Source organism: Streptococcus halitosis, from assembly GCF_023147855.1.
GTDB lineage: Bacteria > Bacillota > Bacilli > Lactobacillales > Streptococcaceae > Streptococcus > Streptococcus halitosis_B.
In genome coordinates this window covers 732,893-754,923 of the sequence record NZ_JAHXOP010000001.1, presented here as the reverse complement: position 1 = coordinate 754,923, position 22,031 = coordinate 732,893, and the positions used below count along the sequence as shown (strand labels likewise).

The window sequence follows — 22,031 nt, the reverse complement described above, 5'->3', positions numbered from 1 at the left end:
ACCTATATGATTCAAGCAAGAAATAAGTTAAGCCAAGAGGAGTTATCTGAGGCGAAAAAACTAATTAACTGTTGTCAAGCCTATGATGGAACTTATCGTGATCCCTATCTTTCTAACATGCTTAATTTTGACCCAAACATGCCCGCCTTTTTCCTTTATTATGAAAAAGGCGAACTTGTTGGTCTATTAACTGTCTATGCTGATGACCAAGATGTGGAAGTGACGATACTGGTTCATCCAAATCATCGCCGTCAGGGAATTGCGCGTGCTTTGTTTACGAGTTTTGAGAAAGAAACGGCTTCTTTCCCTATTCGTTCAGTTACTTTTCAGACAGAACGTATTTTTCTAGAGCGTCATCCTGATTTTGTCAGCAACTGGGGATTGGTCGAGGATGAAGAGACAGAAACCTGGTTAGGTAAGGATAGAAGACCTTATCCGTTAGAAAAGATTTCCAATCTTGAAGTTTTGTTAGCAGATAGTTCGTATCAAGATCAAATTAGTCAGTTAAAATTTCAGGCATTTTCAGAGGAACCTGAATCGAGAGAAGTTGAGGATAGATATGTCGCTGAAGCTCTGAAAGATCCAGAAAGTCACCTATATATTTTATTAAAAGACGGTCAGGTTATTGGGACTTGCACGGTAGATTTATCGACTAATACGAATTACTTCTACGGTTTAGCAATATCAGAACTTGAACGTGGCAAAGGCTACGGAAGCTATTTAGCAAAATCCCTAGTCAACCAACTGATTGAGCAAAATGATAAGGAATTTCAGATTGCAGTAGAGGACAGCAACGTAGGTGCCAAGCGCTTGTATGAAAAAATCGGCTTTGTCAAACAGACACAGGTAGTTTATCTGAATGAGAAAGAGTAGAAAAATGCTATTAGAAGAATTCGAAAATGTACCTGCTGTTATCGAACCAACTGATCGAAGTATTCGTGGTGGTGGAGAAATCTGTGACACGATTATTTTATCTTTTAATGGAGAAATCGTTGAACGAGTAAAGCAGTGTGAAGATGTTTACGAAGGTGGCTATTTAACCAATCTAAATGGTGGATTTCCATGGTATATCTATGAAAAAGATGGGAGTAAGGTAGCAGTTGCTATAGCTACGATTGGAGCCCCGATGGTTGTTGGACTCTTAGAAGAACTCAAAGCAAGAGGATTTAAGAACTTTATTGTGTTGGGTTCTTGCGGAGTTCTAGATCAGTCTATTCAGGCAGATAAGATTATCCTACCAAGTTCAGCTCTACGTGATGAAGGTACAAGTTATCATTACGCTCCTGCAAGTGATGAGATAGCTTATGACGAAACTTTGCTCTTAACCATGGAAGAAGCTTTGAATAAATCTTGCATTGAGCACATTCGAACAAAGGCTTGGACCACAGATGCTTTCTATCGTGAAACAGCCGATAAGGTCAAACGTAGATTAGCAGCAGGTGCGACTGTTGTGGATATGGAAGCTTCAGCAATCATGGCTTGGGCACAATTTCGACAAGCAAAAGTCTATCAATTCTTCTACACAGCTGACTATGTGGATCATCATAACCGAACCTGGGATGCCCGCCATGAAGAGCGGACAGCTGATGCCATGACTTTTTTCACTATCGCTTTGACAATAGCAAAGGAACTAGAAAGGTAACTACAAGAATGGCAGTATATTTTTACGGCTGTATCACCATGGATGGCTACTTGGCAGACAGCCAGCACAGGATAGACTGGCTGCATCAGCTTGGTTCTGTAGAGGATACAGGCTATGATGACTTTTACAGGCAAATGGATATCACCATCATGGGCAAGCGGACCTTTGAGGAAATCCAAGATTTGCAAGATGTAGAAAGTTTTTATAAAGCTACGGAAAACTATGTCTTTACGCATGATAGGCACCTGCCTGTCAGCAATTACCAGCCAGTAGCTGGGGATGTGGTGGACTTTGTTCACCAGATTGACAAAGGCAAAAATGTCTTTGTGATTGGTGGTAATTCCTTGGTAGGACCGCTCTTGGATGCGGATCTTTTCGACCACCTCATTATTCAGATAGCACCCCTTATCCTAGGAAAGGGGGTTCCCCTCTTTACCCAAGAGGAAGGGCAGCGCTTTTACCAACTGGATAGCCTCAGACAATTTGGCCCTTTTGCAGAGCTGGTTTTCAGCCGAAAAAGTCAGAAATAGAGAAGGGAGTGGACCGCATGATTAAAATTTATGACACCATGTCTCGTGATTTGCGAGAATTTGTCCCAATCGAAGAAGGAAAGATTCGCATGTATGTCTGTGGGCCAACGGTTTATAACTATATCCATGTCGGCAATGCCCGCTCAACAGTAGCTTTTGACACAGTTCGTCGCTATTTTGAGTATCGGGGATTTGATGTCAATTATATTTCCAATTTTACAGACGTAGATGATAAGATTATCAACCGTGCCAAGGAAGAAGGCATCACGCCTCAAGAGGTTGCGGACAAGTACATCGCTGCCTTTCGTGAGGATGTGACAGCTTTGGGCGTCAAACCTGCGACTCGCCATCCGCGTGTAGTGGAGTTTATGGCTGATATCATTCGTTTTGTCGCTGACTTGATTGAAAAAGGTTATGCATACGAGAGTCAAGGAGATGTATACTTCCGCGTGGAAAAATCTCACAACTATGCTAAGTTAGCCAATAAAACTTTGGAAGATTTGGAGCTGGGTGCTTCAGGTCGTACCGATGAAGAAACGGCTCGCAAGGAAAATCCTGTAGACTTTGCCCTTTGGAAAGCTGCAAAACCAGGCGAGATTTCTTGGGACAGTCCTTGGGGAACTGGTCGTCCGGGCTGGCATATCGAGTGTTCAGTCATGTCGACAGAGATTTTGGGAGATACCATTGATATCCACGGTGGTGGAGCCGACCTTGAGTTTCCGCATCACACCAATGAAATTGCCCAGTCAGAAGCAAAAACAGGCAAGACTTTTGCTAACTACTGGATGCACAATGGCTTTGTCAATATCGACAATGTCAAGATGTCTAAGTCCTTGGGCAACTTTATAACCGTACACGATGCCCTTAAAACTCTTGATGGTCAAGTGTTGCGTTTCTTCTTTGCGACTCAGCATTACCGCAAGCCTATCAACTTTACGGAAAAAGCAGTGCGAGACGCCGAGACTAATCTCAAATATCTGAAGAACACTTACGAACAACCATTTTCTGGGACTGTAGATGCTCAAGAGTTACAGGTTTTTAAAGATAAGTTTGTTGCCGCTATGGATGAGGATTTCAACTCCGCAAATGGTATCACAGTTGTCTTTGAAATGGCCAAGTGGATCAACTCCGGCAACTATGATGCAAGTGTTAAGGAAGCTCTTGCGGCTATGTTGGAAGTCTTTGGGATTGTCTTTGTTGAGGAAGTTTTGGATGCTGAGATCGAAGCCTTAATCCAAAAACGTCAAGAGGCGCGTGCGAATCGTGACTTTGCGACAGCGGACCAAATCCGTGATCAATTAGCGGATCAAGGAATTAAGCTTCTTGACACCAAGGATGGAGTGAGGTGGACTCGTGATTGATGTCAATCTCATTAACGGGATTGCGCTAGCTTTTGAGGGAGATGCAGTTTACTCCATGTATATTCGTCGCCACCTCATCCTCAAAGGCATGACCAAGCCCAATAAACTCCACCAAGAGGCGACTAAGTATGTATCTGCCAAGGCTCAGGCTCGTTTGATTGCCCTCATGTTGGACGAGCAAGTCCTGACGGAAAAAGAAGAAGAAATCTACAAACGTGGTCGCAATACCAATAGTCATACAAAGGCTAAAAATGCTGATGTGGTGACTTACCGCATGTCTACAGGTTTTGAAGCAGTGATGGGCTATCTCCATCTGACTGAAAATGTGGAGCGTCTAGAGACCATAATTTCTTGGTGCATCCAAAAAGTGGAGGGATAGAATATGATTGCAAAGGAATTACAGGACTGGTTTCCTGAAGCTCAGATTTCAGATCAGCCAGTAGAGAAACCAGGCTATCTCACTCTCCCTTTAGCTTCTCAGCAGTGGATTCTACTGGAGGAAGCTGGGCTCAGCGAGCGTGAAAAGCAGTTGGTTGCCCTTTTGACCCAGCAGGAGCAGGCTCGTTCGCTCAATCCTTGGTATCCCTATCTGATTGAGGGGAAGGGGCAGGCACCGCAAGCATTTAAAAAAATTCAGCTGGTTTATTGCCATCTGTCTTATTACCAACAGGAAAATCTATCCTCTTGGCTAGACATGATGCGGACTCTTTTTCCCAACTGTCAGACAGTATTGCAGGTCGGTGCTCAGGACTATGTATTTGTGCTTCAACAAGATAAGTACACCTCTGTCCGCTCAATCTTATCCGATACGATTGAAGCGGTTGAGTATGACTTTGGTCTTCGTCTGTCGATCATGTTAGGCCAGGTTTGGTCTCAGACAGGTCCTCAAGCCCTATCAGACTTGATCAAAGCGGAGCGAGATTTGTTTAAGACTTGGTGGCGCCAAGGTCACCAAGGTGTACACACCTTTTCACAGCTCTATCTATGGAGTATGGGGGAAAGACTTGTGGAACTGAGAGTCATTAAAGAATGCCTGCATCAGATGATTTTGGATCAGGATCAGATTCAGGAAATTATTCTCTCCCTTTGGGAAAATAGTGCTGTCCTAACTAAAACAGCCCAGCAACTCTATCTACATCGCAATTCTCTCCAATATAAGATTGATAAATGGGAAGAGTTAACAGGACTTCAGTTGAAGGAGTTGACGGATCTAACCTTGTGTTATCAGTTGATTTTACCAGATATTCTTTAAAGTTTTGTGCAAGTTGCACAGAACTTTTTTATTTTTTTGGTCACCTTGCCATAGAAAAGTAAAGCGTTTTCATCTATAATAAAACTATCAAAAGACAAAAGGAGTTCACCTCGATGGTAGAATTAAATCTTAAAAACATTTACAAAAAATATCCAAACAGCGAACACTACTCAGTTGAAGACTTCAACTTGGATATCAAAGACAAAGAATTTATCGTTTTCGTAGGTCCTTCAGGATGTGGTAAATCAACGACTCTTCGTATGATTGCTGGTCTTGAAGACATCACAGAAGGTACTGCATCTATCGATGGCGTGGTTGTCAACGACGTAGCTCCAAAAGACCGTGACATCGCCATGGTATTCCAAAACTACGCTCTTTACCCACACATGACTGTTTATGACAACATGGCTTTCGGTTTGAAATTGCGTAAATACAGCAAAGAAGACATCGATAAACGTGTGCAAGAAGCTGCTGGGATTCTTGGTTTGAAAGAATTCTTGGATCGTAAACCAGCTGACCTTTCAGGTGGTCAACGTCAACGTGTTGCCATGGGTCGTGCCATCGTCCGTGATGCAAAAGTGTTCTTGATGGACGAACCTTTGTCAAACTTGGATGCCAAACTTCGTGTATCTATGCGTGCTGAAATCGCGAAAATCCACCGTCGTATCGGAGCTACAACTATCTACGTAACTCACGACCAAACAGAAGCGATGACACTTGCTGACCGTATCGTTATCATGTCAGCAACTAAAAACCCTGCTGGTACAGGTACTATCGGACGTGTAGAACAAATCGGTACTCCTCAAGAAGTTTACAAAAACCCAGTTAACAAGTTCGTAGCAGGATTTATCGGAAGCCCAGCTATGAACTTCATCAATGTGAAATTAGAAGGCAATGAAATTGTTTCTGACGGTTTCCGCTTGAAAGTTCCAGAAGGTGCTTTGAAAGTTCTTCGTGAAAAAGGCTACGAAGGAAAAGAATTGATCTTCGGTATTCGTCCAGAAGACGTGAATGCAGAGCCTGCTTTCCTTGAAACATTCCCAGAATCAGTTGTCAAAGCTACTATCTCTGTATCAGAATTGCTTGGTTCAGAATCTCACCTTTACTGCCAAGTTGGTAAAGACGAATTTGTTGCAAAAGTGGATGCTCGTGACTACTTGCAAACAGGTGCAACAGTTGAACTTGGATTTGACTTGAACAAAGCACACTTCTTCGACGTAGAAACTGAAAAAACAGTTTACTAAGCAAATGAAATGTCAAAACACTACTAGAGAAATCTGGTAGTGTTTTTTTAATGATTGGTATTGGCATAAAAACAGGCTTTTCTAGTTTTCATATCCTTAAAAAAGTGATAAAATGGTAGGAAGAATTGGAGAGTATAGATGCCGAAAGAAGTGAATTTGACGGGCGATCAGGTAGTCGCTTTAACGAAAGAATATTTAACAAAGGAAGACGTTGCTTTTGTACAAAAAGCATTGATTTATGCAGTTGATTGTCATAGTGGGCAGTTTCGGAAATCAGGTGAGCCCTATATTATCCATCCCATTCAGGTAGCAGGAATTCTGGCTAAGCTCAAGCTGGATGCCGTAACCGTTGCCTGTGGTTTTTTGCATGACGTTGTTGAGGACACAGATGCGACACTGGATGATCTGGAGAGAGAGTTCGGTCATGATGTTCGGATTATCGTTGATGGGGTGACCAAGCTTGGTAAGGTTGAGTACAAATCACTCGAGGAACAATTGGCTGAAAATCACCGCAAGATGCTTATGGCCATGTCTGAGGATATCCGTGTTATCTTGGTTAAATTATCGGACCGTTTGCACAATATGCGGACTCTCAAACACCTGCGAAAGGACAAGCAAGAACGTATCTCCAGAGAAACTATGGAAATTTACGCACCACTTGCTCATCGTCTGGGGATTTCCAGTGTCAAGTGGGAGTTGGAAGATCTATCTTTCCGTTACCTCAATCCAACTGAGTTTTACAAGATTACCCACATGATGAAGGAAAAACGCAGAGAACGTGAGGCTTTGGTTGATGAAGTCGTAACCAAGTTGGAAGAGTACGCTACCGAACGCAATCTCAAAGGGAAAATCTATGGTCGTCCTAAGCATATCTATTCGATCTACCGCAAGATGCAGGATAAGAAGAAACGCTTTGAGGAAATTTATGACCTGATTGCCATTCGCTGTATCTTAGATACCCAGAGTGATGTCTATGCTATGCTGGGTTATGTGCATGAACTTTGGAAACCTATGCCAGGCCGCTTCAAAGACTATATCGCCAATCGTAAGGCCAATGGTTACCAGTCTATCCATACAACCGTTTATGGGCCAAAAGGGCCGATTGAATTCCAGATTCGGACCAAGGAAATGCACGAAGTGGCTGAGTACGGGGTTGCGGCTCACTGGGCTTATAAGAAAGGCATTAAAGGGCAGGTCAACAGCAAGGAATCTGCTATTGGGATGAACTGGATCAAGGAGATGATGGAGCTCCAAGACCAGGCTGATGATGCCAAGGAATTTGTGGATTCTGTTAAAGAAAACTATCTGGCGGAGGAGATTTACGTCTTTACTCCAGATGGTGCGGTTCGTTCCCTTCCAAAAGATTCTGGACCGATTGACTTTGCCTATGAGATCCATACCAAAGTCGGTGAAAAAGCGACTGGTGCCAAGGTCAATGGCCGTATGGTTCCACTGACAACCAAGCTCAAGACAGGGGATCAGGTTGAAATTATCACCAATCCCAACTCCTTTGGTCCGAGTCGTGACTGGCTCAACATGGTCAAGACCAGCAAGGCGCGCAACAAGATTCGTCAGTTCTTTAAAAATCAAGACAAGGAATTATCCGTTAACAAGGGCCGTGAAATGCTGATGGCCCAGTTCCAAGAAAACGGCTATGTAGCCAATAGGTTTATGGACAAGCGTCACATGGACGAGGTCCTTCAAAAGACCAGCTACAAGACAGAGGAAGCTCTCTATGCAGCCATTGGTTTTGGAGAAATTGGCGCTATCACCGTCTTTAACCGTTTGACCGAAAAGGAACGTCGTGAGGAAGAACGTGCCAAGGCCAAGGCGGAGGCAGAAGAACTTGTCAAAGGTGGCGAAGTTAAGGTTGAAAATAAAGAAACCCTCAAGGTCAAGCATGAGGGTGGTGTGGTCATTGAAGGGGCCTCAGGTCTCCTAGTGCGGATTGCCAAGTGTTGCAATCCAGTCCCGGGTGACGACATTGTTGGCTACATTACCAAAGGTCGTGGTGTAGCTATTCACCGTGTGGACTGTATGAACCTTCGCGCCCAAGAAAACTACGAGCAACGTCTCCTTGATGTGGAATGGGAAGATCAATTCTCAAGCAAGGAATACACTGCCCACATCGATATCTATGGTCTCAACCGTACAGGGCTCTTAAATGATGTTCTGCAAGTTCTCTCCAACACGACCAAGAATATCTCAACCGTTAATGCTCAACCAACCAAGGATATGAAATTTGCTAATATCCATGTTTCCTTTGGTATTTCCAACCTCTCAACTCTAACGACAGTAGTTGATAAGATTAAAAGTGTGCCAGAGGTTTACTCCGTCAAACGGACCAACGGCTAATTCTCCTAGCTCTTACTAGAAAGGCTATTATGAAAATCATCATTCAACGAGTCAAGAAAGCCCAAGTGAGTATCGAAGGTCAGGTTCATGGGAAAATCAATCAGGGGCTTTTATTGCTGGTCGGTGTTGGCCCAGAGGACCAAGAGGAAGATCTGAACTATGCTGTGAGAAAGCTTGTCAATATGCGGATTTTTTCAGATGCAGAAGGCAAGATGAATCTGTCTGTTAAGGATATTGAGGGGGAAATCCTTTCTATTTCTCAGTTTACTCTCTTTGCAGATACTAAGAAGGGCAATCGTCCAGCCTTTACAGGTGCAGCCAAGCCGGACATGGCAGCTGCCTTCTATGACGCTCTCAATCAAAAGCTAGTACAAGAAGTACCTGTTCAGACAGGTATCTTTGGAGCGGATATGCAGGTGGAGCTGGTCAATGACGGACCGGTCACCATTATCCTTGATACAAAAAATAGATAAGAAAACCAAGCCCAGCTGGCTTGGTTTTTGTTTAGAAACAATCGCATAAAGAAATGTGTTTATCGTAAAAGTCTGAATAGTTTTCTCTTAGGTAGTTAGCTGTCAGATAATAAAAAGTAGAATGGCAAGAAGTGACGATTGGCATAAGAGAGGAAAATCGCTGAGAACTAGTGAAGGCTAAAAGGATAAATAATAGAAAGTCAATGGTGAGAACCCCTAAATAGTAGAAGCGAATCTTTTTATTGATTTGAGGATAAATCTCAGAGAAATGTTTTTTGAGTCGGAAGACCAAGCGAGATAGCAGTAGTCCCTGAGCAACGATGAAAATAAAACCAGAGAGCAGGAGCCAGCTTAAAGCTGTCTCTTGTTTTGTGATAAAAAAAGCTAATAGTAGCAAATCGCTGACTGCAATGGCTGCAAAATGGATTCTAAAGAGCTTTTTCATAGGAAGACCTCCCTCTTTTATCTAGCTTCATTCTACATCAAACGAATGGAACTTACAACTAAAATAATAAAAAATCCCTGAAAGGAATTTCTTTTAAGGATAAGGGCTTAGTTGATTTTTTCGACATAGAGTTGTTTGGCGATATCCATACTAACTTGGAGGTCTTCACCTTTGTTGACCAGTGTAAAGGTATTGGAAAAATTATCAAACTGCTTGACTTTGACTTGGTCACCGATATGGATTTCATACTTTTCTAGATATTTGAGTAGTTCAAAACTATCATGAACGCGAGTCAGGAGATAGGTTCCAGCTTCTTGGACGTCTGCCAGTGGTAAGTTGTTGATTTCGACCAAGAGTTCTCCCTTGGCTGGGATGGTTCCTCCGTGGGGGCAGGTTTTAGGGAAGCCCAGGAGTTTATCCAGTCTCTCTACAAAGAGGTCAGATACAGTGTGCTCTAGGACCTCAGCTTCCTCGTGGATCTGGTCACTGGTATAGTCGAGATGGTGAACTAGAAAGACCTCAATCAACCGGTGTTTGCGATAGAGCTCGGAGACTAGTTTGAGCCCAATATCTGTCAATAGATAGCCATTCTCCTTGTCCTTTAGGATGAGATTTTCACTTTTCATGCGTTTGATCATCTCTGTTACGGCAGGTGGAGAGACTTGCATACGGGCAGCAATTTCTTTATTGGTGATTTTCTGCATTTCCGTACCGATTTCATAAATACATTTTAGATAGTCTTCTTTATTTGGCGTCATTCGTTTCCTCTTGTCTTTTCTCTCCATCTAGTATATCAAAAAAAGCTAGATTTCTCTAGCCTTCTGCCCTAATGGCTTTGATTTTAGTCCAGTTCTTTCACAGCGGCAATAGCAGCTTCAAAGTCTGGTTCAGTGTTAATGTTGTCAACGTATTCTACGTAACGGACGACATTGTCAGTATCGAGAACAAAGACGGCACGTGCAAGGAGATGCCATTCGTTGATTAAGAGGGCATAATCACGCCCGAAAGAATGGTCAAAGTAGTCTGAAAGCATGATGGCATTGTCAAGGCCTTCAGCCCCACACCAGCGTCCTTGGGCAAATGGTAGGTCCATAGAAACGGTAAGAACGACGGTGTTGTCAAGGTTAGCAAGTTCTTGGTTGAAGCGACGTGTTTGCGTTGAGCAGACACCAGTATCGATAGAAGGGACAACACTCAAGACTTTTTTCTTTCCATCAAAGTCAGCTAGCGTTTTTTTAGAGAGATCGGTTGTCGTAAGAGAAAAGTCAAGTGCCTTGTCTCCGATTTGCAGTTGTTTACCTGTAAAGGTTACAGGATTTCCAAGAAAAGTGGTCATGAAACTACTCCATTCTTTTTTCTTTTATTTTACCGAGAAGTGTCAGATTTTTCCAATGATTTGACTGGAAATTAAGCGATAAAAAACGCCTGTTCATGTGAGAACGACGTTTTTAATGGATTACTTAGACAAACCTTCAGCAATCTTGTCAAGGTTGTATTTCATCATGCTGTAGTAGCTGTCGCCTTCTTTGCCTTCTTCAGCGATTGAGTCAGTAAAGATTTGTGCGTAGATTGGGATGTTTGTGTCTTGTGAAACAGTCTTCATTGGACGGTCATCGACACTTGATTCAACAAAGAGTGATGGAACTTTTGTTTGGCGAAGCTTTTCAACCAAGGTTTTGATTTGTTCAGGTGTTCCTTCTTCTTCTGTGTTGATTTCCCAGATGTAGGCACTTGGGACACCGTAGGCTTTAGAGAAGTATTTGAAGCATCCTTCGCTGGTTACGATGAGTTTCTTCTCAGCAGGGATATTGTTAAATTTCTCTTTGGCTTCCTTGTCCAGTTTGTCTAGTTTTTCAGTATAGTCTTTGAGATTTTTTTCGTAGAATTCCTTGTTGCTAGGGTCCTTGGCAATGAGCTGTTTAGCGATATTTTTAGCATAAATCATCCCATTTTCAAGGTTGAGCCAAGCGTGTGGGTCTTCTTTGCCTTTCTCGTTTTGGCCTTCAAGGTAGATGATGTCTACACCGTCGCTAACTGCAAAGTAGTCTTTGTTTTCAGTTTTCTTGGCATTTTCGACCAATTTGGTAAACCAAGCATTGCCACCTGTTTCAAGGTTGATACCGTTATAGAAAATCAAGTCAGCTTGAGAAGTTTTCTTAACGTCTTCAGGAAGTGGTTCGTATTCGTGTGGGTCTTGACCAACAGGAACGATACTGTGAAGATCAATCTTGTCACCAGCGATATTTTTGGTAATATCAGCTATGATTGAGTTTGTAGCAACAACTTTTAGTTTTTGACCAGAAGTCGTATCTTTTTTTCCGCTAGCACATGCTACAAGAGCAATGACGGAAAGAAAGAGTACAAGCAATGTACCTAATTTTTTCATTAGATTCCTCCAGAAGGGTTTCCCCGTTATTTAATGATTTTTTTGTTTTTCAGTTTCAAGTATCGTTGCTTAGGAGAGATAAAGAAACTGATTAGAAAGAAGCTGGCGGATGTGAGCACGATGCTCGATCCTGCTGCGAGATTGAAACTATAGCCGATAAAGAGCCCTACAACAGAAGCCAGAGCTCCTAGGCCTGATGAAAGAAAAATCATGCTCTTTAGGCTATTAGCATAAAGGTAAGCCGTCGCAGCTGGGGTGATCAACATGGCCACGATAAGAATGGTTCCGACACTTTGCATGGCGGTGACGGACACAAGGGTCAAGAGCACCATGAGTAGATAGTGGTAGAAATTAACGGGCATTCCCATTGCTTTAGCCAGGAGCTCGTCAAAGGATGTAATCAATAGTTGTTTAAAGAAAATCCCAATAATCAAGAGAATCAATGCCCCCACACCAATGGTAATCCACATGTCCGTATCTTGGACAGCGAGGATATTCCCAAAAAGGATATGGAAGAGGTCTGTCGAACTCTTGGCAACACTAATCAAGATGACACCTAAGGCTAAGAAAGATGAAAAGGTAATACCAATGGCAGTGTCACTCTTGATGATAGAGTTTCCCTTGATGTAGGTAATGATGATGGAAGCCATCAAGCCAAAGATGATCGCTCCAATAAAGAAATCAATTCCCAGGATAAAGGAAAGGGCTACGCCGGGCAAAACTGCGTGAGAGATGGCATCTCCCATGAGAGACATACCACGTAGGATGATAAAACATCCCACGGCTCCAGCAACAACTCCGATGACAATAGCTGTGATCAAGGCGTTTTGTAGGAAATGGAAATTTTGCAATCCATCGATAAATTCTGCTATCATAGGCCACCTCCATTGAAAAAGAGTTTGCTACCGTAGGCCTTCTTAAGATTGGCTTCGGTAAAGGTTTCTTTAGTCGGACCAAGGTCTATTAATTCTCGATTGAGAAGCAAAACTTGGTCGAAATAATGGGGGACTTTGCTGAGGTCATGATGGACGATGAGAACTGTTTTACCAGCTTTTTTAAGATCTCTCAGCGTATTCATGATAATCTCTTCACTAACCGAGTCAATCCCGACAAATGGCTCATCTAGAAAGATGTAGTCTGCTTCCTGCACTAAGCAACGGGCAATCAACACACGTTGGAATTGTCCTCCTGAGAGCTGGCTGATTTGGCGATCAGCATAGTCTGAAAGTCCAACGATTTCAAGTGCATCTGCCACTTTTTTCCAGTGGCTGGCTTTTAAGGTGTGAAAGAGTGGGATGGATGGATAGAGTCCCAGAGAGACGCATTCCTTGACCTTGATAGGGAAATTGTAGTCGATATGGATTTTTTGCTCGACATAGGCAACTCGATTTAAAGATTTCTTGACTTCTTTATCGTCGAGAAAGGCCTGACCTTCATGTGGGATAATTCCCAACATACCTTTTAATAAAGTTGATTTTCCAGCACCATTTGGACCAATAATTCCGGTAATAGTTGGTCCTTGGAGCACTAGTGAAATATCCTTTAGTGCCAACGTTTCTTTGTAGGAGACACTGAGGTTTTCGATACGTATCATACAGTTGTATTCCTCCTGTCTTTTAATATACCTTAAAAAAAAAATTAAGTCAAGTTAATTTTTGAAAAATTTAAAATAATAACTGAAAAATGAAGTGAAAAGAGAAACCATTTTTAATTGCATTCCCAAGTGTTTTTTGCTAAGCTAAGAATAAGTGAAAAAATGAAAGCGAGAACAAGATGACACGTTATCAAGACGATTTTTATGATGCAATCAATGGCGAATGGGAAAAAACAGCTGTCATTCCAGCTGATAAATCACGAACAGGTGGTTTTATTGACCTTGATGAGGAAATTGAAGAGTTGATGCTGGCGACTACGGACAAGTGGTTGGTCGGTGAAGAGGTCCCAGAGGATGCTATCCTCTCAAACTTTGTTAAGTACCATCGTATGGTACGTGATTTTGACAAGAGAGAAGCAGATGGGATCAAGCCCGTTTTGCCAATGCTCAAGGAATACCAAGATTTGGAGAGCTTTGCAGATTTCACCAGCAAACTGGCAGGGTTTGAACTAGCTGGTAAACCAAACTTCCTTCCATTTGGTGTATCACCAGACTTTATGGATGCCAGAACCAATGTTCTCTGGGCAAGTGCTCCAGGTACTATCTTGCCAGATACGACTTACTATGCTGAAGACCATCCTCAGCGTGAGGAGCTCTTGGCTCTTTGGAAGGAAAGTACTACGAATCTTCTCAAAGCCTATGATTTTTCAGATGAGGAAATCGCAGATTTACTAGAGAAGAGATTGAAATTGGACCGTCGAGTTGCAGCTGTGGTGCTTTCTAACGAAGAAAGTTCAGAATATGCCAAACTCTACCATCCATACGCTTATGAAGATTTCAAGAAATTCGCTCCTGCCCTACCTTTGGATAATTTCTTCCAAACAGTTCTTGGGCAAACTCCAGACAAGGTTATCGTAGACGAGGAACGTTTCTGGCAAGCAGCAGATCAATTTTATAGTGAAGAAGCTTGGCCTTTACTTAAGGCGACTTTGATTTTGGGCGTAGTCAATCTTTCAACCAGCTATCTAACTGACGAGATTCGTGTTTTGTCAGGTGCCTACGGACGTGCCCTTTCAGGTGTGCCAGAAGCACAGGACAAGGTCAAAGCAGCTTATCACTTGGCCCAAGGTCCTTTCAAGCAAGCTCTTGGTCTCTGGTATGCGCATGAAAAATTCTCTCCAGAAGCCAAGGCAGACGTAGAGAAAAAAGTAGCGACTATGATTGACGTTTATAAGGAACGCTTGGCTAAGAACGACTGGCTCACACCTGAAACGCGAGATAAGGCCATTGTCAAACTCAATGTCATCAAACCTTATATCGGTTATCCAGAGGAATTGCCAGAACGCTACAAGGACAAGGTAGTGGATGAAACTGCCAGTCTCTTTGAGAATGCCCTAGCCTTTGGGCGTGTGGAAATCAAGCACAGCTGGAGCAAGTGGAACCAACCAGTTGACTATAAGGAGTGGGGCATGCCAGCTCACATGGTTAATGCCTACTATAATCCTCAGAAGAACTTGATTGTCTTTCCAGCTGCCATTTTGCAGGCTCCATTCTATGACTTGCATCAGTCGTCTTCTGCCAACTACGGTGGGATTGGTGCTGTTATTGCCCACGAGATTTCTCATGCCTTTGACACAAATGGTGCTTCCTTTGATGAAAATGGTAGTCTTAAGGATTGGTGGACAGAGAGTGACTATGCTGCCTTTAAAGAAAAAACGCAGAAAGTTATCGACCAGTTTGATGGACAAGAATCTTACGGTGCAAGAATCAACGGGAAACTAACCGTGTCTGAAAACGTTGCTGACTTGGGAGGAATTGCTGCAGCCCTTGAAGCTGCTAAGAGAGAACCAGACTTCTCAGCTGAAGAATTCTTCCACAACTTTGCTCGTATCTGGCGTATGAAAGGCCGTCCTGAGTTGATGAAACTCATGGCCAGTGTCGACGTGCACGCGCCTGCCAAACTCCGTGTCAATGTGCAAGTGCCAAACTTCGATGACTTCTTTACAACATACGATGTCAAAGAAGGCGATGGTATGTGGCGTTCACCAGAGGACCGTGTGATTATTTGGTAAAGTAAGTCCCTAACCAAGTATCATCTTGGAATTAATGGTTCATTTTTGAAGTTTATCAATCTGAAAATGCAATGCTATCGAGGTAAACATGAAGAAATTTTTAATAATGCTATCAGCTATTCTTTCGATTTCAGTTCTAGCATCTTGTAGTCTCGATAAAAATAGGAACAATACAGAACCTTCATCCGCACTATCATCTGTCTCCAAAGACGATAAGACTAGTGTATCAACAGAAGCAAAGGCTGAGAATACTAGTGAATCGTCAACCAAGGCATCACAATCAACTGCTGAAAATAAGAAAGAAACTGGACAAGATTTATATAAAGAAGTGATTGAACGCTATAATCACTTTACAGACCTTTTAAAAAAAGGTAATAGAGAAGATTTATACAAGGAGAATAAACAAGATAAGATTACTTCAGAAGAATATAGCCTGGTTTTCTCTCGAATGGATTATCAAAATGCACCCGATTGGAAATACGCAATGGTTGATTTGAATAAGGATGGTCAAGACGAGTTGCTTATTGGCGATGAAAAATTTGTTTCAGCCATTTATTATTTGGAAAATCAACAACCTAGCTTACTTCACACAGCATATATAGCTTCTGCAGGTGGTTTTCGCTCAGGATTTGATATTTATGAAAACGGTCAAGTCTCTTATGCAGACTGGCAGTCAACTCGTCCAGAAGTGAATCTGGCTCTATATTCGTTTGATAAAAATGGAGTGCAGAAGATTAAAGAAGCAACTATTCAAATCGGTGGCAACGAAAAAGCAGAGCAAGTTTTAGATATTTCTTCTGAAAAGCTTAATTTATCAAATATTGACTGGAAAGAATTGAATCGAGCTAATTAGTTTTAAATTATTTTTCTAGTCAATATTGATTCTTCTGAGCAAATATTGACATAGAAATAGAAGCTACACAAAAACCAAGGAAATTATCCTTGGTTTTTTTGTTTGCTAGAAAAAGGGATTGAAGGTCTTTTCGTGAGCGATAGTTGTAGCTGGACCATGTCCAGGATAGACATCGTAGTTAGGAAGGGTGAAGAGTTGCGTCTGAATGCTATGGAGGAGTTGTTCCGTGCTACCTGTAGGAAGGTCTGTCCGTCCGATGGTTTCACGGAATAGAGCATCTCCAGTCAAGACTAGATGGGCTTCAGGAAAGACGATAGAAACACCGCCAATAGAGTGCCCTGGGGTAGGTAGAACTGTAAAACGAAATTCCTCAAGCTGGTATTCCTCATGAAAAACAAAGGTGTTCTCTGCAGGTTTTGCGACCACATCTGCCATATCATCGTGACGAGGGAGACCAGAGAGATTATCTACAGGAGTGTAAAGCCAGCTAGCTTCGCTCTCTGCTACATAAACTGGGGGATTTCCAAAAGTATCACGAACCAAGTCCAGACTCATAATATGGTCGTAGTGGGTGTGGGTCAGGAGAATCGCACAAACTGGTTTGTTGATTTTCTCAATAGTCTTGCGAATAGCTTCCCAATGGCTACCTGGGTCAACCACAATTAAGTGTTGATCCCCTTCTAGATAATAAGTATTTTCATAGGCAACGGGATTCACGGTTTTATGGATTTTCATACTGGCTCCAATCTCAAAGAATGTACTAAACTAAGTATAGCATAGAAGAGAATACTTAGGGTATCAGAAAGTCTTTTTCGTGCCTTGACGATTTTTCCAAGCTTGGTAGCGGGTGTCAATCAAGAGTTGGGTTAAGCGCCCCATGGTTTCTCTTTCTTCGGGAGTGAGGGATTGGGCTTGGACAAAGAGATGATGAATGTGTTCAATGGCCTTGAAGGAAGAGAGGTCGTTGATAGAAGAGATGCCTGAATCGAGAATGATTCCAAAAAAGAGGTCGAAGTAGAGCTGCAGTTCAGTATCAGGGACTGTTTCAACCCATTCCTTGAAGGTTGTATCGACTTGCTGGCTGTCACTATTGGTCTCGTCCAGTTGGACAAAGTGTTTGTCTTCAACCTGCCAACTAAAGGTGTCGTGCTGAGCAAGGCCACCTAAGGCGGTGCTTCGAACAACGATTTTTTTATCCGGAATTTCCAGCATCATCCCGATGATAGAACCTTGTGGGATAAATACTTTTGTTCTGTCTATCATGTTTTGATAGCCTAGTGTTTCGGTTAGTTCCTTGTGAAGCCCAGGTGCATCAAAAGTATAGACAGCGATAATGTTTTTCTGCAAGTTTGGATCAAGTTGACTGGCAGCATAGACAGCTAGATTGCCCCCTTTTGAGTGTCCTGCTAGGATAACCTTTTGGTTAGGATGTTGGGCAAAAAAGTCCTCTAAATACTGGAGGGCATGTTTTTGAGCTGGGATTTCCTTCATATAGGTCATATGGAAATCTTCTTTCCAACCAATGATGCTGTCATCAGTTCCACGAAAAACAAGCAAATAGGTATCGAGACTGATACGATAAGTCATGGATGCAAACTGTTTCTGCAATTCAGGATCAATATCGTTGATAAATTCTGAGAGCTTGCAATTTTTAAATCGTTTGTGTTGAGCGAGTTGATCCAACAACTGGAGACGGTTTTTATTGGTCAACATCGTCGTGTCTCTAGGAATTTGAGGTGCAAGATCTATGAGGCGCTTTGGTTCTTGGGTGACTACATCATCAAAAGCAAGGTAGGTTAATTCAGTCAAGGCAAGAACATCTAACTCGTTCACGGAGAGGTCATAAAAGGAATCGTATGCTACATCATTGAGGTAGTCAAAAATATTGGCCATAAAAGCTCCTTTCTCTATATTTATCCTATCACATTTATCTAGAATTAGCTAGTAGGCTCACTAGATTTTGCTATACTGCTAGCGATATGGTTTAAATACAGGTTTGCATTTTATCCATGGGGAAAATCTGTTATAATAAGAACAAAGGAGGAGCGCATGCACAAGATTTTACTAGTAGAAGACGACCAAGTTATTCGGCAACAAGTGGGGAAACTGCTCTCTGAGTGGGGGTTTGAGGTTATTTTGGTAGAGGATTTTATGGAGGTATTGAGTCTTTTTGTTCAGTCAGAACCTCATTTGGTCCTCATGGATATTGGTCTGCCTCTTTTTAATGGTTACCACTGGTGTCAGGAGATTCGCAAGATTTCTAAGGTGCCTATCATGTTTCTGTCTTCGAGAGATCAGGCGATGGATATTGTCATGGCGATCAATATGGGAGCTGATGACTTTGTGACCAAGCCTTTTGACCAGCAGGTGCTCCTTGCCAAGGTTCAGGGCTTGTTGCGCCGTTCCTATGAGTTTGGCCGAGATGAAAGTCTGCTGGAGTATGCGGGTGTGATCCTCAATACCAAGTCTATGGACCTGCACTATCAGGGGGAAGTCCTGAGTTTGACTAAGAATGAATTTCAAATTTTGCGAGTGCTGTTTGAACATGCTGGCAATATCGTGGCGCGTGATGACTTGATGAGAGAACTCTGGAATAGTGACTTTTTCATCGATGATAATACCTTGTCTGTCAACGTTGCTCGCTTGCGCAAAAAGTTGGAGGAGCAAGATTTAGCAGGCTTTATCGAAACCAAGAAAGGGATAGGATACGGACTGAAACATGCTTGATTGGAAACTATTTTTTCTAGCCTATCTGCGTTCTCGCAGTCGTCTTTTTGTCTATATTTTTTCATTGGGCTTTCTTGTTTTTCTCTTTCAGTTTTTATTCGCCAGTATAGGATTTTATTTTTTCTATTTTTTCCTCCTCAGTAGCTTTTTGACCCTTTTATTTTTGGTTTGGGATATTTTTGCAGAAGCTCAGGTTTACCGGCAGGAAGTACTGTATGCTGAAAGAGACCCAAAGTCTCCTTTGGAGTGTGTGCTAGCGGAAAAACTCGAAGAGCGTGAGTCTGAATTGTATCAAAGGAAGTCAGAAGCCCAAAGTAAACTGACAGATTTGCTTGATTACTATACCTTGTGGGTTCATCAGATAAAGACTCCCATTGCAGCGAGCCGTCTCTTGGTAGCAGAAGTTTCTGATCGTGAGGTCAAGCAGCAATTGGAACAGGAAATCTTCAAGATTGACTCCTATACCAATCTGGTGTTGCAGTACCTACGTTTAGAGAGCTTCCATGATGACCTAGTGTTTGAAAAGGTTCAAGTGGAGGATCTGGTGAAGGAAGTTGTCCGTAAGTATGCCCTTTTCTTTATTCAAAAGGGACTGACAGTCAACCTACATGACCTTGACAAAATCATCGTGACCGATAAGAAGTGGTTGTTGGTCGTCATTGAACAAATCCTTTCAAATAGCCTTAAATACACCAAGAAAGGTGGACTAGAGATCTATATGGAAGGCCAGGAACTCTGTATCAAGGATACGGGAATCGGGATTAAAAACAGTGATGTGCTCCGAGTCTTTGAACGTGGCTTTTCAGGCTACAATGGTCGTTTGACCCAGCAGTCATCTGGACTTGGACTTTATCTATCTAAGAAAATTTCTGAAGAACTGGGCCACCAGATTCGTATCGAGTCTGAGGTTGGAAAAGGAACAACCGTACGGATTAAATTCACTGAAGTGAAGCTTGTTATTGAGTAAGAATAAATGAGAAAAAGCCTCCGAATGGAGGCTTTTGTGTTAATTACTTATTTCTCAACGCGTGATTTGTTGGCGATATCAGCCAGGATAGATTCAACAAAGTCATCAACTGAGACAGTGTGTGTTTCTTTTTGGCCGTAGCGGCGAACGTTGACTGTTCCGTCTTCCATTTCCTTGTCCCCAACGATCAATTGGTAAGGAATTTTGCTAGTTTGTGAAGCACGAATCTTGAACTGCATTTTTTCATTGCGCTCATCCACATCCGCACGGACACCACGGTCACGGAGTTTCTTGGCTACTTCCCATGCGTAGTCCACGTGTTTTTCGTTAGAAACAGGGATGAGGGTCACTTGATGTGGTGCAAGCCATGTTGGGAAGGCGCCCTTGTAGTTCTCAATCAAGATAGCTGTAAAGCGTTCCATAGTTGAGATAACCCCACGGTGGATCATGACTGGACGGTGTTCCTCACCATCTGCTCCAACATATTTGAGGTCGAAGCGTTCAGGAAGCAAGAAGTCGAGCTGGATAGTAGAAAGGGTTTCTTCTTTTCCAAGGGCAGTTTTAACCTGGATATCCAATTTTGGTCCGTAGAAGGCTGCTTCACCTTCAGCTTCAAAGTAGTCCAGTTCCATATCATCCATAGCTGCCTTCAACATGCGTTGTGCATTTTCCCACATTTCATCGTTGTCAAAGTATTTGTGTTTATCTTCAGGATCGCGGTAAGACAAGCGGAAACGGTAATCTGTCAAATTAAAGTCTTCATACACGTCGATAATCAATTGAAGAATTTTCTTGAATTCTTCCTCAATTTGTTCTGGAGCTACAAAAGTATGACCATCATTTAGGGACATTTCACGTACACGTTGAAGGCCAGTAAGGGCACCAGATTTTTCATATCGGTGCATCATGCCAATCTCAGCGATACGGATTGGTAATTCACGGTATGAGTGTACATGGTGTTTATAAACTTCGATATGGTGAGGACAGTTCATTGGGCGAAGGACAAACTCTTCACCGTCTCCCATGTCCATAGTTGGGAACATATCTTCACGGTAGTGATCCCAGTGACCAGAAGTTTTATAGAGTTCCACGGAGGCAATTGGTGGAGTGTAGACGTGTTGGTAGCCTGCAGCGATTTCCTTGTCGACGATGTAGCGTTCCAATTCACGACGGATAGTCGCTCCGTTTGGTAACCAGAATGGTAAACCTTGTCCGACTTCTTGTGAAATCATGAAGAGGTCAAGCTCTTTACCGAGTTTACGGTGGTCACGTTCCTTGGCTTCTTCACGCATTTGAAGGTAGTTCTTCAAGTCTTTCTTGTCAAACCAAGCTGTACCGTAGATTCGTTGCATCATCGCGTTGTCGCTATTTCCACGCCAGTAGGCACCAGCTACGTTGAGCAGGTGGAAGATTTGGATACGACCTGTTGATGGGACGTGAGGACCACGGCAGAGGTCTACGTATTCGCCCTGACGGTAAATAGTCAGACCGCCTTCGTCTTCAGAGTGTTCTTCAATCAATTCCAACTTGTAAGGGTCATTTTTAAAGATTTCACGGGCCTCGCCTTTGGTAACTTCTTCACGGATTGATGGGAAGTTTTCTTTAACGATTTTCTTCATTTCTTCTTCGATACGAGGAAGGTCCTCGTTAGAGATTTGACCAGCAGTATTGTCCGTATCGTAGTAGAAGCCGTCTTCGATAGCTGGACCGACACCCAAATGAATGTCTGGGAAGAGACGACGAGCTGCTTGGGCGAACAAGTGGGCAGCTGAGTGACGCAAGATTGGAAGGGCATCTTCGTGATCAGGCGTCACGATTTCGATGTTTCCATCTTCAGTGATAGCACGAGTCGTGTCAATGAGTTTGCCGTTGAATTTACCAGCCAAGGCTTTTTTAGCTAGGGAATTGCTGATAGATTGGGCAATTTCAAAAGTTGTGACGCCAGATTCGAATTCACGAACAGCGCCATCTGGGAAAGTAATCTTAATCATGGTTTTCTCCTTATAAAGTTTTTATTAGCCTAGTTATAGTGAAGGTACCCTTGAAATATAAATAGAAATTCCTTTTGATTTTTCGTTAATAAATCAAAAAGCGACATCCATAAAAGGACGTCGCAACGTGGTTCCACCT

General features: G+C 42.6%; 22 protein-coding genes. 13 read left to right on the top strand and 9 right to left on the bottom strand.

The window, feature by feature from the left end:
- The first annotated feature begins 6 nt into the window (after positions 1 to 6).
- From KZX55_RS03740 to dtd, 9 genes are all read left to right on the top strand, one after another.
- Positions 7 to 873, top strand: a complete 867-nt coding sequence (locus KZX55_RS03740) for a GNAT family N-acetyltransferase (protein WP_248024613.1) — start codon at positions 7 to 9, stop codon at positions 871 to 873.
- Between the two features lie 4 nt (positions 874 to 877).
- Entirely contained in the window at positions 878 to 1,642 is a 765-nt protein-coding gene (locus tag KZX55_RS03735) for a nucleoside phosphorylase (RefSeq protein WP_248024611.1), read from the top strand.
- An 8-nt stretch (positions 1,643 to 1,650) separates the two neighbouring features.
- Positions 1,651 to 2,172: a dihydrofolate reductase family protein gene (locus KZX55_RS03730; RefSeq protein ID WP_045634343.1), complete on the top strand. Its 522-nt coding sequence runs from the start codon at positions 1,651 to 1,653 to the stop codon at positions 2,170 to 2,172.
- A 17-nt stretch (positions 2,173 to 2,189) separates the two neighbouring features.
- Positions 2,190 to 3,533: a cysteine--tRNA ligase gene (gene cysS / locus KZX55_RS03725; RefSeq protein ID WP_248024609.1), complete on the top strand. Its 1,344-nt coding sequence runs from the start codon at positions 2,190 to 2,192 to the stop codon at positions 3,531 to 3,533.
- Positions 3,526 to 3,912 carry a Mini-ribonuclease 3 gene (locus tag KZX55_RS03720; RefSeq protein WP_248024600.1) on the top strand — a complete coding sequence of 129 codons (387 nt, stop codon included), beginning with the start codon at positions 3,526 to 3,528 and terminating at the stop codon, positions 3,910 to 3,912. Before cysS ends, KZX55_RS03720 begins: the two co-directional genes overlap by 8 nt.
- A 3-nt stretch (positions 3,913 to 3,915) precedes the next feature.
- Complete coding sequence (locus KZX55_RS03715; protein ID WP_248024598.1) at positions 3,916 to 4,785, top strand: helix-turn-helix domain-containing protein; 870 nt, start codon at positions 3,916 to 3,918, stop codon at positions 4,783 to 4,785.
- Positions 4,786 to 4,898: 113 nt separating this feature from the next.
- Positions 4,899 to 6,029, top strand: coding sequence for an ABC transporter ATP-binding protein (locus tag KZX55_RS03710; RefSeq protein ID WP_000229954.1), 1,131 nt, complete (start codon positions 4,899 to 4,901; stop codon positions 6,027 to 6,029).
- A 138-nt stretch (positions 6,030 to 6,167) separates the two neighbouring features.
- Positions 6,168 to 8,384: a RelA/SpoT family protein gene (locus KZX55_RS03705; RefSeq protein ID WP_248024596.1), complete on the top strand. Its 2,217-nt coding sequence runs from the start codon at positions 6,168 to 6,170 to the stop codon at positions 8,382 to 8,384.
- A 29-nt stretch (positions 8,385 to 8,413) separates the two neighbouring features.
- Positions 8,414 to 8,857 (top strand): D-aminoacyl-tRNA deacylase, encoded by a 444-nt coding sequence (gene dtd / locus KZX55_RS03700; RefSeq protein WP_248024588.1) that lies wholly within the window; start codon positions 8,414 to 8,416, stop codon positions 8,855 to 8,857.
- Between the two features lie 31 nt (positions 8,858 to 8,888).
- Here dtd and KZX55_RS03695 read toward each other — a convergent pair whose 3' ends face one another.
- From KZX55_RS03695 to KZX55_RS03670, 6 genes are all read right to left on the bottom strand, one after another.
- Positions 8,889 to 9,302 (bottom strand): hypothetical protein, encoded by a 414-nt coding sequence (locus tag KZX55_RS03695; RefSeq protein ID WP_248024573.1) that lies wholly within the window; start codon positions 9,300 to 9,302, stop codon positions 8,889 to 8,891.
- A 107-nt stretch (positions 9,303 to 9,409) separates the two neighbouring features.
- A complete protein-coding gene (locus KZX55_RS03690) occupies positions 9,410 to 10,060 on the bottom strand; it encodes a metal-dependent transcriptional regulator (RefSeq protein ID WP_248024571.1) in 651 nt (216 codons plus the stop codon).
- Positions 10,061 to 10,143: 83 nt separating this feature from the next.
- Entirely contained in the window at positions 10,144 to 10,638 is a 495-nt protein-coding gene (gene tpx, locus KZX55_RS03685; protein ID WP_248024569.1) for a thiol peroxidase, read from the bottom strand.
- Between the two features lie 120 nt (positions 10,639 to 10,758).
- Positions 10,759 to 11,688, bottom strand: a complete 930-nt coding sequence (psaA, locus tag KZX55_RS03680) for a metal ABC transporter substrate-binding protein (RefSeq protein ID WP_248024567.1) — start codon at positions 11,686 to 11,688, stop codon at positions 10,759 to 10,761.
- Between the two features lie 26 nt (positions 11,689 to 11,714).
- Complete coding sequence (locus tag KZX55_RS03675) at positions 11,715 to 12,563, bottom strand: metal ABC transporter permease (protein ID WP_000559794.1); 849 nt, start codon at positions 12,561 to 12,563, stop codon at positions 11,715 to 11,717.
- Positions 12,560 to 13,282: a metal ABC transporter ATP-binding protein gene (locus KZX55_RS03670; protein WP_248024553.1), complete on the bottom strand. Its 723-nt coding sequence runs from the start codon at positions 13,280 to 13,282 to the stop codon at positions 12,560 to 12,562. Before KZX55_RS03670 ends, KZX55_RS03675 begins: the two co-directional genes overlap by 4 nt.
- Before the next feature lie 179 nt (positions 13,283 to 13,461).
- Between KZX55_RS03670 and KZX55_RS03665 the strand changes: the two genes are divergently transcribed.
- Together KZX55_RS03665 and KZX55_RS03660 are read left to right on the top strand one after the other, a co-directional pair.
- Complete coding sequence (locus KZX55_RS03665; protein ID WP_248024551.1) at positions 13,462 to 15,354, top strand: M13 family metallopeptidase; 1,893 nt, start codon at positions 13,462 to 13,464, stop codon at positions 15,352 to 15,354.
- A gap of 88 nt (positions 15,355 to 15,442) precedes the next feature.
- The gene (locus KZX55_RS03660) at positions 15,443 to 16,207 is read left to right on the top strand and encodes a hypothetical protein (RefSeq protein ID WP_248024549.1); all 765 of its coding nucleotides are present in this window, start codon (positions 15,443 to 15,445) and stop codon (positions 16,205 to 16,207) included.
- 105 nt (positions 16,208 to 16,312) lie between these two features.
- Here the strand turns inward: KZX55_RS03660 and KZX55_RS03655 are convergent, their stop codons facing one another.
- Together KZX55_RS03655 and KZX55_RS03650 are read right to left on the bottom strand one after the other, a co-directional pair.
- Positions 16,313 to 16,942, bottom strand: a complete 630-nt coding sequence (locus tag KZX55_RS03655) for an MBL fold metallo-hydrolase (protein ID WP_084940078.1) — start codon at positions 16,940 to 16,942, stop codon at positions 16,313 to 16,315.
- Positions 16,943 to 17,005: 63 nt separating this feature from the next.
- Entirely contained in the window at positions 17,006 to 18,100 is a 1,095-nt protein-coding gene (locus tag KZX55_RS03650; RefSeq protein ID WP_248024547.1) for a DUF2974 domain-containing protein, read from the bottom strand.
- A 156-nt stretch (positions 18,101 to 18,256) separates the two neighbouring features.
- Here KZX55_RS03650 and KZX55_RS03645 point away from each other — a divergent pair, with 156 nt between their 5' ends.
- Both KZX55_RS03645 and KZX55_RS03640 read left to right on the top strand, forming a co-directional pair.
- Positions 18,257 to 18,934: a response regulator transcription factor gene (locus KZX55_RS03645; protein ID WP_248024545.1), complete on the top strand. Its 678-nt coding sequence runs from the start codon at positions 18,257 to 18,259 to the stop codon at positions 18,932 to 18,934.
- On the top strand, positions 18,927 to 19,901 hold the full coding sequence (locus KZX55_RS03640) for a sensor histidine kinase (RefSeq protein ID WP_248024541.1): 975 nt from the start codon (positions 18,927 to 18,929) through the stop codon (positions 19,899 to 19,901). Before KZX55_RS03645 ends, KZX55_RS03640 begins: the two co-directional genes overlap by 8 nt.
- A gap of 47 nt (positions 19,902 to 19,948) precedes the next feature.
- Here the strand turns inward: KZX55_RS03640 and thrS are convergent, their stop codons facing one another.
- Complete coding sequence (gene thrS / locus KZX55_RS03635; RefSeq protein ID WP_248024533.1) at positions 19,949 to 21,892, bottom strand: threonine--tRNA ligase; 1,944 nt, start codon at positions 21,890 to 21,892, stop codon at positions 19,949 to 19,951.
- Positions 21,893 to 22,031: the final 139 nt, after the last annotated feature.